This is a genomic window from Streptococcus oralis (assembly GCF_022749195.1).
Lineage (GTDB): Bacteria > Bacillota > Bacilli > Lactobacillales > Streptococcaceae > Streptococcus > Streptococcus oralis_CI.
Window position 1 is genome coordinate 1,786,683 of sequence record NZ_CP094226.1, and the last position, 12,988, is coordinate 1,799,670.

A 12,988-nucleotide genomic window follows, 5' to 3' on the forward strand; every position below is an offset into this window, starting at 1 on the left:
CTTATAAACGATTTAATGATTTTTAACTTCAATCGCTATGATGAAGTTGGGAAGGGAGAAACAGTGTTTCTCAGCAAGTGCTATTCTTTCACACCACCGATGGTCAAACCTTTAACAAAGTAGCGTTGGAAGAATGGATACAGAATCGCGATTGGAAGGGTTGCAACCACAACCATGGCCATACGACCTGTTTCTTTTGGAAGAGCGACTCCCAGTTGGCCAGATAGGCCGACTGCTTTTGCAATGTAGTCCATATTTTGTTGGATTTGCATGAGCAAATATTGCAATGGATACAAGTTATCACTCTTGATGTAAAGAAGGGCGTTGAACCAGTCGTTCCAGAAACCAAGAGCTGTCAAAAGCGTGATGGTTGCGATACCTGGAAGTGATAATGGCAAACAGATCTGGAAGAAGATCCGAGCTTCACTAGCACCATCGATACGAGCAGATTCGAGAATAGCTTCTGGAATGGTCTTCTTGAAGAAGGAACGCATCAAGATGATGTTGAATGGTGAGAGGAGCATTGGAACAATCAAGGCCCAAACGGTATCACCCAGTTGAAGCAGACGAGTAACCACGATATAGCCTGGTACCAAACCAGCATTGAACAACATACTAAGAAGAGCGAAGATCGTAAAGAATCTGCGGTACTTAAAGGTTGTACGTGAGATGGCGTAGGCATAAGTGGTTGTAATGAAGACGTTGGTCACTGTTCCGACTACGGTTACAAAAACTGAGATAAAGAGCGCTTGGAGGATCTTATCTTTAAACTGAGCTAGGAACTGGAATCCATCTACACCGAACTTCGAAGGGAAAAAGCTATATCCATACTGGAGGATGCTCTTTTCATCTGTCACCGAAATGATGATAACGAAGATAAAGGGCAAGATACAAGAAAGAGCGATCAAACCAGAGATAATACTAAAGAAGATATCTGCTTTCTTACTGAAGGAGTGAATGCCGACATTATCGATTTTTTCTTTTTTAATTTTCTTTTCTGCCATATTCTCCTCCTTTCTAGAACAAAGCTGAGTTTGGATCAACTCGTCTTGCAAGCAAGTTTGATAGGATAACCAGAATCAAACCGACTACGGATTGGTAAAGACCGGCTGCTGAAGCCATACCGATATCTGCTGTCTGAGTCAAACCATTAAAGACATATACGTCCAAAACGTTGGTTACATTGTAAAGCTGACCAGCATTATGTGGGATTTGATAGAAGAGACCGAAGTCTGCACGGAAGATATTTCCGACTGCAAGGATGGTCAAGACTGTCACAAGTGAAGTCAACTGAGGAATGGTTACGTTGCGAATACGTTGCCACTTGCTAGCCCCGTCCACTGTTGCTGCTTCGTAGTAGGTTGGGTCAATTCCCATGATCGTCGCATAGTACATGACACTGCTATATCCAAAGCCTTTCCAAATACCTAGGAAAAGGAGAAGGTATGGCCAAATACCTAAGTCAGCGTAGAAGTTGACTTCCTTCATGCCAATGGATGTTAGGAAATGGTTGAAAACCCCTTTGTCAATGTTTAGGAAGGCATCTGTAAAGAAACTGATGATAACCCATGACAAGAAGTAAGGGAACAACATAGACGTTTGGAAAATTTTAACCATTCTCTTAGAGCGGAGCTCGCTGAGGATAATGGCAATCCCTACTGATACAATCAAACCGATAAAGATAAACCCGAGATTGTAAAGAACGGTATTTCGAGTGATGATAAAGGCATCTTTTGAACTAAACAAGAATCTGAAATTATCTAACCCGACCCATTTACTATTCACAATACTATCTATGAAACCATTACTAGTCATATGGTAGTCTTTAAAGGCGACCACATTCCCAAATACTGGAATGTAAAAGAATAGAATCAACCAGAGTGCCCCTGGTAAAACCATCAAGAGAAAGATCCAGTTATCTCTCAAGGTCTTTGAAAACTTTTTCATAATTTCCTCCCTTTTTATTCCTAAAAACTGATTTCATCGAATTTTTAGGTTTGATAACGATTACATTATTAGTATACTCCTATTTGAAGGTCAGGTTAAACTACTAATTATAGAAAAAACTCCACAAATTATTTTTTGTGGAGAAGTTTTTTATAAGAAATAGGTTTCACGAGAAACACTCTGAACAAGGGACACTGTTCTTGTTTTTATACTCAATGAAAATCAAAGAGCAAACTAGGAAGCTAGCCACAGGTTGCTCAAAGCACTGCTTTGAGGTTGCAGATAAAACTGACGAAGTCAGTAACATCTATACGGCAAGGCGAAGCCGACGTGGTTTGAAGAGATTTTCGAAGAGTATTAAGTCGTATAAATCGTAGATGCGGTCGCAATAGTGTGCCACTGGTTAGCTGTTGTGGCTGCGAAGTCCTTGTCTGCGTAGAAGTCAGTAAATGGTAGGATTTCAACTTCTAGCTCGTCGATGCGGTCAATCTGCCCTGCCAGATAGGCTTCGATACGACTTTCTGCTCGTTTGATACGTTGCAAGAGTCCGCCCATACGGATATCGACTGTATCCAAGCCAAAGACCTTATTTTCTTTCAACCATTGGTGGCTAAAGAGAGCATGGAAGTTTTCAATCTCGCTTCTAAGTTTTGGTAATTCTTGTCTTGCGATTTTTCTCAGACTTTCTTTATCGTTTACTTGGTAGGCCTGACGAATGCGTCGTCCCACATCCACTTTACTGCTTAAAATCTGGTTCAACTGGGCCTGAGTTTCAAAGAGATAAGCATAATTTCCTGCTTTTTCTTTGATAGCAACAAGCGTCTCAGCTGCCTGAGCGAAGTGTGGTTTGTCCTGTTCAGGTGTCATGTGTCTGTCAAGAATCGGACAGAGAACATCCTGATAAAAGACATAGCGGTTGGGATTGATACCACTGAGATTATCTGGCAGCTCTGGCAAGAGGTTGGCTAGGTCGATCTGCATGAATTCCTCAACTGATAGACCTGTATTGGTCTTGAAGTGGGCAGACAAACGGTCGAGGTTATTGCGGTAGCTGAGTTCTGCCCAGATTTGCAGACTTGGTAGAATAGAAAACTGGGCAGTTTCCCCACCATTGTCCCCCCAACCCGTTACAATGACTTCTGTGATGTCGTTAGCACGACAGGCTTTGTTGGCTTCAAGAGCAATAAGACGGCTGAAATGGTTGTTGGGTGTGAAACCGATCCACTTCCAAGCACCACCTGCAAAGGCAAGGTCATGACTAATCTTGTGATGGTTGCGGAAATTGCGATTGTATTTTTCCTCGCTATCCTGATAATAGTCCCAGTAAACCAAGGTTACACGGTCTTTGAGACGATCTAGGTAGACACGAGTTTCCTCAGGAATCTCCACATCGCGATCGTACTGGCCATCTGCTGACATGAGTTTGAAGAACATATCACTCCACATCTGACAATGGAAACCATACTTGTCAGCAATATCTAATACGCGCTCCAAGTGTTGGCACATGAGGAGACTACGGTCCACAACACCGTTCAAAATGAGGTAGCGCCCCAAACCAACCAAATGGGCTTCGTCCATCCCGATATTGACCTTGCGAGTCTGCAGTTTAGATAGAGTGGCAAACATGCCATCAATCAGGTCATAAACCTTTTCTTCGCCAATAAGGAGAATGTCCTCCACATCACGGAGTTCTTGCACTTCCTTAACACCCCATTTGACAAAGGCTGACAAGTGGGCCAAGGTCTGGATGCAAGGCACAAAGGTCATGTCAAACTGCTGAGCGTAGGCTTCGATTTCCTGCAACTCCTCAGCCGAGTAGGCACCACGGAAATAGCCAAAGTAAGGCTGTCCCTCAATCTGGTAGGTGTCTTCCATGTAAAGCTCAAATGTTGAGTAGCCCATGAGAGCCAAGACCTCAATCATCTGTTTGGCAGAAGCGACATTGAGCACTGCATTTCGTGAACAGTCTGCCATGTAGGCCAACTCTTCGTAAGCAGCTTCTTCTTCAATCTCTACCTTATCCCCTTCTACTAGAGCTGTTGCCAATAAGGACAAGGCGCGGTATAGTTGGTGAGGTTTGTCATAAGTCAGGTGATACTGTCCACCCTCACCCTTGAGAGAGATAGATGCTTGGTCAGACTGAGTGACTGCAACTTCAACATCTGGTAAAGAGATACGCTTTGTCAGCAAGTCGATTGCCTGAGCTTGTTTGGAACTAAGTCCTGTAAATGTTACCATTGGTTTTCCTCCTGCAGCCAGTTGACAAGGGCACCGTAAAGATTGGCATCTGCATTATAGGTGCAAGCCTGGATAACTGGTGCGACCGTGTATTCTTCGTAGGTCTCGACAAAGTTATCGACAGCCTTCTTGACACCTTGGATGAAGTCTGGGTTCTGACTGATAGAGCCTCCCAGACTAATGACATCTGGGTCGATGAGATACTGAATATTGAGCAAGCCTTGCGCCAGATTACGGTTCATGCGCTCAATAGCTTCTTGGCAAAGGGCATTTCCTGTTGCAGCTTCTTGGTAAATCTTGCGACCATCCCAGTCAGTCTGACCAGATTTTTCAATCACATACCGTACCATGTTGCCAGTTGATGCTAGTTGCGACCAGTTGTTGAGTTTTTCAGCTGGTGCAATAGTTGTCATGTAGCCAAACTCTCCCCCCAAGCCATGACGACCTCGGTGAAGCTTGCCATTGATAATCATGCCCCCACCAATCCCTGTCCCAATAACGACACAGGCTGCATTTTCAATCTCTGGGTGAGCCAGCAGTTCACTTAGTCCAACACAGTTGGCATCATTTTCTAGATGGACAGGTAGCTGATGATGAGCAAGGGCCTCATACCAAGAAAAGCCATGGATGTAAGGTACGGCACTGATTCCCTCAATCACACCTGTTTCTTGATTGACCGCGCCTGGAACACTCATAGCAATACCGTTATAATCTTTCTCCGACAGACGTTGGTCTAGCCAAGCTAGTAAATGCTCCAAACTTTCTGGCGTCGGAGTACTTGTCTTATCTAGTATTTTTCCATCAGGAGTCAGACTGGCAAACTTAATCCCAGTCCCTCCGATATCAATGGTTGCAATGGTCATTGTTCTTTACCGTAAAAAGGGGCGAATCAGTAGTTTATCCTTACTCTTTCGCCCCTCCTTTCTATCTCATAGTATTTTTTAAAACTGTTAAATGTCTTCTTTTTTGATCAATTCTGTGCGAATTTCTTGTGGCGCTAAGAGTCCTGAATGAACGGGGTATGGTCGCTCAAGCAAGTCCAAAATGGTTTGTTGGTGTTCTGATATGCGTACATTTTCTTGACTCATATTGTAGTAACGGAGGACATATCCTTCTTCATTTTCAGCTACCTTAAAGGCTGTCGGGCAGACTTGTGGCAAGCTGAGTGCCGCATGACTCAAGAGGCTACCAGTCGCTGCCACACTTCCTTCTTGTTTAGCAACCTGAAGACTAGTGAATGGTGTTTGGAAGGCTTTGGCACGACGGAAAGCGGAGAAGCGCTCCCCTGCTTGGTGGCATTCAAGTGTAAACTCGACTTCAAACTCGCGCAAGCACTGAGCCTCTGGTGTTGGGAAGTAACCCCAGTCACCTAGTTCACCTGAGGCACGCAAAATGGTCACAGCAATGGTGTCGTCTCCAATGATTTCATACTCGTGCAATCCTTTATTGGCCACTGTCATCCCTTTTTCATCATCGTACAGACTGACAAAGGCTTGTTGGTGTTGAGGATTTTCAGGATTTTCCCATGAAGCCGCTGGTTTATTTGGTCGTGTCACCACCTCATAAATGCTTTCCGAATCATTGCTTGGACGCGTATTATGAGTCTTGACCAAGAGACGGATACGGTGGTCCTTGGCTGTGTTAGTAAAGCGAGTCTTGAAGCGAATTTGTGGATTATCAACAAAGACGGTCATCTCTGTTTCAAGAAGAATGCTTGTCAATTCTTCTGAGCGCCCAGCTTCACGCGTCATAAACTCGATGATGCCCCTCTGTTCCGCATCCAGTTTTTCATCTGCACTTACTGGAATTGTCAATTCATGCTGGAGCAAGATCTTGGTAAAACGAGCTGTATTTTCCAAGACCTCATAGCCCTTAAGCTCTGCATAGATAGGTTCTGTTCCTTTTGGTTGGAAATAGATGTACTCATTTCCGATGTCACCACGGTCTTCAAAGCGAACAACATCCTCATACGCTTCATGAGTTGTCTTGTCGTAGACTGTGATGTTTTCATCCACACTTACCGTTACAAATGGCGTATCAATCACTCCGTTTTGGTAAATACCGTCACGGTGTTCTTGTTCTCCTTCGAGCAATTGGAAAGTTGCCCAAGAAAGTGGTGCCAGATGAACAGGCACTGTCACGCGCACTTGTCGAGCGATACGAGCCTGACGGAACTTATCTTTTGGCAAATCATACTCAAAGTTAGCTCCCAGATCTTCGATTTTCGCTTCTACAGCATGCCCTTCCAAGTCTTCGACACGGTAGTTTGGCAAGGTCAAGGCTGCCATCTTCTTATAGCCTTCTGTTGGGTGCAATTCTTTGAAATCACAAGTCGCCACATCAATCACTGTGCTGACCGTATCGACCTTGTCATGCAAACCTGTGTTAATGACGGTAAATAGATGGTCGCTTTGCGCTTCGTGGGTTGCGATTTTACCCTTCCATTCGTTGAGAAGATTGGTCTTAACGAAATTTCCAACTTGGTTGACCTTGGCAAAACGTGTTTCCATCTCACGGTGAACCTCGTCCACACTACAGCCACAGATACTGTCATGTGGCGCATTTTGTAGAAGGACTTTCCAAGCATAGGTCAACTGATCCTTATGGTTGTGCCCACCAGTGATGACAGTCAATGGTTCCACCACTTGTTCTAGCAAGTTGCTATTTTCTTGGAAGGCCTGTTTGAGGTAAATGCGTGATGAAGAAGTGTTGGCAAGTGTGTACCAACCGTCTGTTTCCTGACTTGTCAACTCACCTGTAACCGTTGATAACTGCTCTGGTAGAGCACTTTCTACTGCATGGACATAGTCATCAAAAGAACTATGTACAAAGGTCACATCTGGGAAGAGTTCATTTGCAACACGAATGGCTTCACTCAGATTGCGCTGTACAGGCTGGTGGTCACAGCCGTTCATCATCAACCATTGGTTGGTTGAAGCATAGTCACGCACGTCTGACAGTTTTTGTTTCCAAAAGGCTAGGGCTTCATCCTTATCAACAGGGATTTCATTCCCATTACTATACCAGTTGGCAAAGAGGATACCGAGGACACGACTTCCGTCTGCACCCTGCCAGTACATTTCTGAAAACTGGGAAGTAAATTGCTCATCTTCGAGAACTTGGTTGTCAAATCCAATCGGCTTGACACCACGGCCAAAGGCTGCCACGTGAATGCCTGATTTTTGAAGGATTTGAGGAGCTTGTCCCATATTTCCAAAGGTATCTGGGAAGTAACCAATCTGAGTTGATTTGCCCCATTTTGCACATTCTGCTTGACCAATCAAGGTATTGCGGACGTTGGCTTCACTGGAAATCAAGTAATCATCCTGCAAGATGTAAAAGGGACCAATTTTGAGTTTGCCTTCGTCAATGTAACGTTGGACCTTGTCGCGATTTTCAGGGCGAATTTCCAAATAGTCATCTAGGACAATAGTTTGTCCATCCAAGTGGAAACTCTTGAACTCAGGGTCATTTTCAAAGAGATCAAAAAGATTATCAAACAATTCCACCAACTGCATACGGTGGCTTTCAAAAGGTAAGTACCACTCACGGTCCCAGTGACTATGTGAGATAATATGTACAACAACATTTTCCATGAAGTAAAACCTCATTCTAAATTTAAATTTTAACGTTTTAAATGTAAAGGTGTGATTCTGACACGAATCGGTGAAACTAAAGCGCTCCTTATACTCAATGAAAATCAAAGAGCAAACTAGGAAGCTAGCCGCAGGCTGTACTTGAGTACGGCAAGGCGAAGCTGACGTGGTTTGAATTTGATTTTCGAAGAGTATTAGCGAATATCCAGGTAATCCAAGACTAATTCACAAAACATCATGTTGGCCCAAGAGAACCATTCACGAGAGTAGAGAGTTGGGTCGTCCACGTGGAAGCTTTCGTGCATAACACCTGTGCCACCATCGCAAGCAACCAGCTGATCCAGCAAGAATTTTTTCTCTGCCTTATCTCTTGTTGTCAAACCTTGGATAGAAAGGGCGATTGGCCAGATATAGCGATAGAAGGTATGGGAACTTCCGAGACCACTAGCATGTTTACCTTGGTAGAAGTATGGATTTTCAGGGCTTAGAATGGTGCTGCGTGTGGCTTGATACACTTCGTCTTCAATGTCGCAATAACCCAGATAAGGCGCCGCCAACAAACTTGGTACGTTTGGATCATCCATGATACTAGCATTTCCTAGGCCATCCACTTCAAAGGCGTAAATCTTTTCGCCCTTGCTGTTAGTTGTGTAAGCGTAATTTTCGATTCCTTCTTGGATCTCTGCTTGCAGACGTTTAGCGTCTGCCACGATGTTTTGGCTATCAGCTAGGTCTAGTTCTGCAAAGATTTCTTGCACATACCCCAAGACGACTACGGCAAACATATTGGACGGAATCAAATAGCTATACTGGCAGCAGTCATCACTCGGACGAAAGGCTGACCAGGTCATACCTGTCACTGCAAAGTCAGGTCCAAAACCATCATTTACCAGAGTATCTTCCTTGCGGTCTGTATCACGGACAAAACGATAAGGAGAGTTCTTGTGGTCTTGTTCCACTGTCCAGAGATGAAGAATTTCCTTGGTAGCTGCGACAAAAGTCTCATCAAACTGACTGGTTTCTCCTGTTTCTTTCCAAAGGAGATAGGCCAACTGCAAAGGATAGCAAAGTGAGTCCACCTCATACTTGCGTTCCCAAATCCAGCCATTAAGGTCGGTATGGTCAGTCTCATGGTGCCCCTTCCAGTTTTCCTCAATGTTAAAGGAGTTGGCATAAGGATCCTTGAGCACCAAGGTCATCTGACGCTTAACCAAACCTGCAATGGTCTGACGCAAGAGAGGATCTTTTTTTGCCACATGCAGGTAGGGTCTAAGTTGGGCTGTCGAATCCCGAAGCCACATGGCAGGAATATCCCCTGTGAGTACAAAGGTTGAACCATCTTCTAGGATCTCAACCGTATTGTCCAAGGTGTCTGTATAGCAACGCTCAAAGACATCCACCCACTCCGGATGGTCCTTAGCCCGCTCTGCTACTTCGTCTAGCCATTTTCTAACAATTTCTTTCGAATAAATCATCGTGCAATTTCCTCTTTCAAACAAGTTTCATGTTCAGTATAAAAAAAAACGTCTCCAAAAGATATACACAAACTAAAGGCGTTTTGAAACAAACTTATGAAAAAAAGTTGGGGCTTTCCCCAACTTTTTTAATTTTTCTTCTCCGAATATTCTTTGTATCCTTCAGTTGCAAGCTCTGCTTTCAAACCTTCAAAATCTTGAGTTCCCCAGTTAGAAATTTTACCTGCAGTTTCAAGGTCTAAGTTTCCATCTTTCAATAAGTACGCTTCATAGCCATAATATCTGTAACGGACATCAGTTGAGCCACCGATTCCAGTGTGTGTCACCTTATAAACAGTGACAAGGGCAACTTTCCCGCTTGATTTTTTATCTTCTGCTGGAATGACTTTCAAGTAACTACCTTGTGATTCCAAGGCATAAGTATTATAGGAGTCGCTCTTATGTTGAGACTTACTGAAATCTTCGTTCTTCTTCAAAAGATCCCCAAAGTTTTTCACATCTTTCAACTCTTTCAAACCTTCGACCGTTACTTCAACTTTCTCACTATCAACCATTTTCCCTGATGCTTTCAAAGTATTGATATAGGCTGGGCTGACAAGCAAGGTTACTTTATCGCCATTTTTGAGATTAGTTGGACGATCAGCATTTTCAAAACCGAAATACGTGTCGTCTTTAGAGTTTTTGGCAATAGAAATGGTACCGTAACCATTAAATCCTGAGAAGGTTACTGGTGTTTCCTTAAGCAAATCAGCCGTTGATACCTTCTCATATTCTTTCAAGTTTTCAACTTTGAAAGTTTTCTTTTCAGCTTTAAATGGTGAGTTTTTTGAGCTTGTTGTTACAGTGAACGTAACTTCATCCCCATTTTTGAGACCATTTGTTTTGTCAAATTCATAATGGACACTACTAATCATCGCTTCTGCTTGTATCAATTTAGACGCCAACTTGCCATCTCTTGATACCTCTGCGTAAATAATAGGATCTTTTTTTGCCAAACCAGCTGCCTGATCTTTATTAAAGCCTACTTTTTGGTATGCTATTTCTGCTACTTTCTCAGCAATATCTTGACTATTATAAGTTACCGTTCCAGATTCTTCATAACCTGAAAACTCAACTTTGACGTCACCAATTAAGCTTTTTGGTTGTGACTGGATAACATTGTATCCCACAAATGCCGCAATAATAACGGCTACTGCCACGAGAGCTGCAATGATTTCTTTGCGTTTCGTTGCAAACAATCCTTTGGTTTTTTCAGCTACTTGTTGAGCTGAAGCCTCAGCTGAAGCTTTTGCATCTTCTTTCTGTTCTGGCTTAGAATCTTTCTCTTCCAACACTTCTTCAGATTGGTCATCTTTTGCTTGCTCAGAAGCAGTTTCTTCTACAGTTTCCGGTTCTTGAGTAACAACTGACTCCACATCCTCTACTGGCGCGTTTTCAACCTTCTCTACAGATTCTTCGTTATTCACATTATTTACCGAATCACTCATAAAAAATCCCCTTTTCTTTTTATTGTCTCCATTCTAACAAAAGAATGAATATTTGTAAATTATTAACCGAAATTTATAGGAGTATTTACTTTTTAAAATTCGTTTATTGGCAATTTCATGTTATACTAAACAAAAACTCCCACAGAAAGCTTTTTTATGAAACCACTACTTGAAACCATCGATACCCGCTTTGGGACTGCTAGCAAGCATGCCTTTTCTCGAGGAAATACCCTGCCCTACACAGGCGTACCTTTTGGGATGAATTATTTTGTGCCTCAGACCAGTGACCAGGAGGGAGCTTGGTTTTTCGATCCGCATCTGCCCATCTTTCAGGGGATTCGCTTAACCCACCAGCCTAGTCCTTGGATTGGGGACTACTCTTGGCTGCTTCTGACACCTGTCACCGGCCAGCTTGGGGGAGATAGCCTCTTTCACCGTCAATCCTCCTATGATATGGATAAGGCCTCCTTCCAACCTCATTATCTGAAGATTTTCTCCCTGCGCTATCAGATTGAAACCCAGCTTACACCGACTTGCTATGGCGCTTCTATTCGTTTGGAGCAAAAGCAAGGCAAAGACCTCTCCCTCTATCTTCACGCAGCAGATGAACTGACAGTGGAGCAAGTAGATAAGCGAATGCTTGCCCTAAGACAAGAAGGTGAAACTGAGACTACCAAAAATCCACTGATACTGTTTACTGCCCTACAAATGAACACGGATATTCTTGCTATCAGCCAAGAAAGTAGAGACTGGCGAATTGACTTAGCAAGCAGTCATGCTGAAATCCAGCTAGCAACTTCTTTCATCTCGCCTTCTCAAGCTCTGCTTAATCTACCTCAAACGGACTTTGATAGCTGTAAAGCAAGTGCGAAAGCGGACTGGGAAAATCTCCTCCATCGTTTTGACATACTAGAGACAGGAGAGGCTGACCGGACCTTCTTTGACCACTGCCTCTACAGACTCTTCCTCTTCCCGCAGACTTTTTATGAAGTAAACGAGTCAGGGCAAGCCATCCATATGGACCTGACTACTGGTACTGTAAAGCCCGGTGTCCTCTTTAGCAATAATGGCTTCTGGGATACCTTCCGCACCACCTTCCCCCTCTTTGCGCTTGTCATACCGGAACACTATCACCGCTTTCTAGAAGGTTTCCTCAATAGCTACCGCGATACTGGATTCCTTCCAAAATGGCTGGCTCCAGATGAACGTGGTATGATGCCTGGTACCCTGCTAGATGGCATTATCGCAGATAGCGCCTGCAAGGACATGGCCCCCGACCTAGAAGAAGAACTCCTCCAGGCTATGCTTGAAACAGCCAGCAAGTCCGACCCTCTCGGCATCAATGGTCGCCACGGACTAACCCAATACCAAGAGCTTGGCTACCTCTCTACCGACCACCACGAAAGCGTCAGCCACACTCTAGACTACGCCTATAGTGACTTTTGTATCGCCAGCTGTGCCGAAAAGCTTGGTCAGAATGACATCGCCCAGACTTATAAGGTTGCGTCTCAAAATTACCGTCATCTATTTGATGCTGAAACAGGTTACATGCGAGCGCGAGATAGCCAAGGCAACTTCCGCCCTGACTTCTCCCCCTATAGTTGGGGACGCGACTACGCCGAATGCTCTGCCATTCAAGCGACTTTAGGCGTCCTCCATGACATCCCAGGCTTAATCCAGCTTATGGGTGGAAAAGAAGTCTTTAGCCGCTACCTTTTGAAAGCCTGTCAGGACGCTCCTCTCTTTGAGACGACAAGCTATGGTTACGAGATTCATGAAATGAGCGAGATGGCAACAGCTCCCTTTGGACAACTCGCCATCTCTAACCAGCCTAGCTTCCAAATTCCATATCTCTTTCGCTATAGCAACTATCCAGACTACACTGCCCTTCTCATCAAGAGCCTACGTCAGAAGGCCTTTCACCCAAGCTGGCAAGCCTATCCTGGCGATGAGGACAATGGCAGTCTCTCGGCTTGGTACATCTGGTCAGCTCTTGGTTTTTATCCGACCTGTCCGGGCAAGCCCAGCTATGATCTCGGAATCCCTCTCTTTGACCATCTCCGTATCTACCTGGCTAAAGAAGGTAAATGGCTGGATATCCATGCCGAGCAAAACCACAACCACTTCAACTTTGTCAAAGAATGCCGATTGGACAAGGTGCCAGTATCTAGCATTCAACACCAAAACCTCTTGAAAGCTGAGCAACTGTCCTTCACCCTCAGTTGGTTACCAAATCACTCATAAC

8 protein-coding genes are annotated in these 12,988 nt (G+C 44.1%); 1 reads left to right on the forward strand and 7 read right to left on the reverse strand.

The features are described from left to right. Nucleotides 1-80 precede the first annotated feature (80 nt). From MP387_RS08730 to MP387_RS08760, 7 genes are all read right to left on the reverse strand, one after another. A complete protein-coding gene (locus MP387_RS08730) occupies nt 81-1,004 on the reverse strand; it encodes a carbohydrate ABC transporter permease (RefSeq protein WP_000818344.1) in 924 nt (307 codons plus the stop codon). Nucleotides 1,005-1,017: 13 nt separating this feature from the next. After that, on the reverse strand, nt 1,018-1,947 hold the full coding sequence (locus tag MP387_RS08735; protein ID WP_242746465.1) for an ABC transporter permease: 930 nt from the start codon (nt 1,945-1,947) through the stop codon (nt 1,018-1,020). A gap of 357 nt (nt 1,948-2,304) precedes the next feature. Continuing rightward, entirely contained in the window at nt 2,305-4,185 is a 1,881-nt protein-coding gene (locus MP387_RS08740) for a beta-N-acetylhexosaminidase (protein WP_242746468.1), read from the reverse strand. Next, nucleotides 4,179-5,048: an ROK family protein gene (locus MP387_RS08745; RefSeq protein WP_242746471.1), complete on the reverse strand. Its 870-nt coding sequence runs from the start codon at nt 5,046-5,048 to the stop codon at nt 4,179-4,181. The genes MP387_RS08740 and MP387_RS08745 overlap by 7 nt, the downstream gene beginning before the upstream one ends. A gap of 87 nt (nt 5,049-5,135) precedes the next feature. Further along, nucleotides 5,136-7,781 carry an alpha-mannosidase gene (locus MP387_RS08750; RefSeq protein WP_242746474.1) on the reverse strand — a complete coding sequence of 882 codons (2,646 nt, stop codon included), beginning with the start codon at nt 7,779-7,781 and terminating at the stop codon, nt 5,136-5,138. 194 nt (nt 7,782-7,975) lie between these two features. After that, complete coding sequence (locus MP387_RS08755) at nt 7,976-9,256, reverse strand: glycoside hydrolase family 125 protein (protein WP_242746476.1); 1,281 nt, start codon at nt 9,254-9,256, stop codon at nt 7,976-7,978. A 128-nt stretch (nt 9,257-9,384) separates the two neighbouring features. After that, on the reverse strand, nt 9,385-10,743 hold the full coding sequence (locus MP387_RS08760; protein WP_242746479.1) for a hypothetical protein: 1,359 nt from the start codon (nt 10,741-10,743) through the stop codon (nt 9,385-9,387). Between the two features lie 156 nt (nt 10,744-10,899). Between MP387_RS08760 and MP387_RS08765 the strand changes: the two genes are divergently transcribed. Beyond that, complete coding sequence (locus MP387_RS08765) at nt 10,900-12,987, forward strand: GH92 family glycosyl hydrolase (RefSeq protein ID WP_242746484.1); 2,088 nt, start codon at nt 10,900-10,902, stop codon at nt 12,985-12,987. The last annotated feature ends 1 nt before the right edge of the window (nt 12,988 follow it).

Bases quoted from the DNA above. Each gene is read 5' to 3' on its own strand.
- MP387_RS08730 (WP_000818344.1), bottom strand. From the start codon at position 1,004: ATGGCAGAAAAGAAAATTAAAAAAGAAAAAATCGATAATGTCGGCATT.
- MP387_RS08735 (WP_242746465.1), bottom strand. From the start codon at position 1,947: ATGAAAAAGTTTTCAAAGACCTTGAGAGATAACTGGATCTTTCTCTTG.
- MP387_RS08740 (WP_242746468.1), bottom strand. From the start codon at position 4,185: ATGGTAACATTTACAGGACTTAGTTCCAAACAAGCTCAGGCAATCGAC.
- MP387_RS08745 (WP_242746471.1), bottom strand. From the start codon at position 5,048: ATGACCATTGCAACCATTGATATCGGAGGGACTGGGATTAAGTTTGCC.
- MP387_RS08750 (WP_242746474.1), bottom strand. From the start codon at position 7,781: ATGGAAAATGTTGTTGTACATATTATCTCACATAGTCACTGGGACCGT.
- MP387_RS08755 (WP_242746476.1), bottom strand. From the start codon at position 9,256: ATGATTTATTCGAAAGAAATTGTTAGAAAATGGCTAGACGAAGTAGCA.
- MP387_RS08760 (WP_242746479.1), bottom strand. From the start codon at position 10,743: ATGAGTGATTCGGTAAATAATGTGAATAACGAAGAATCTGTAGAGAAG.
- MP387_RS08765 (WP_242746484.1), top strand. From the start codon at position 10,900: ATGAAACCACTACTTGAAACCATCGATACCCGCTTTGGGACTGCTAGC.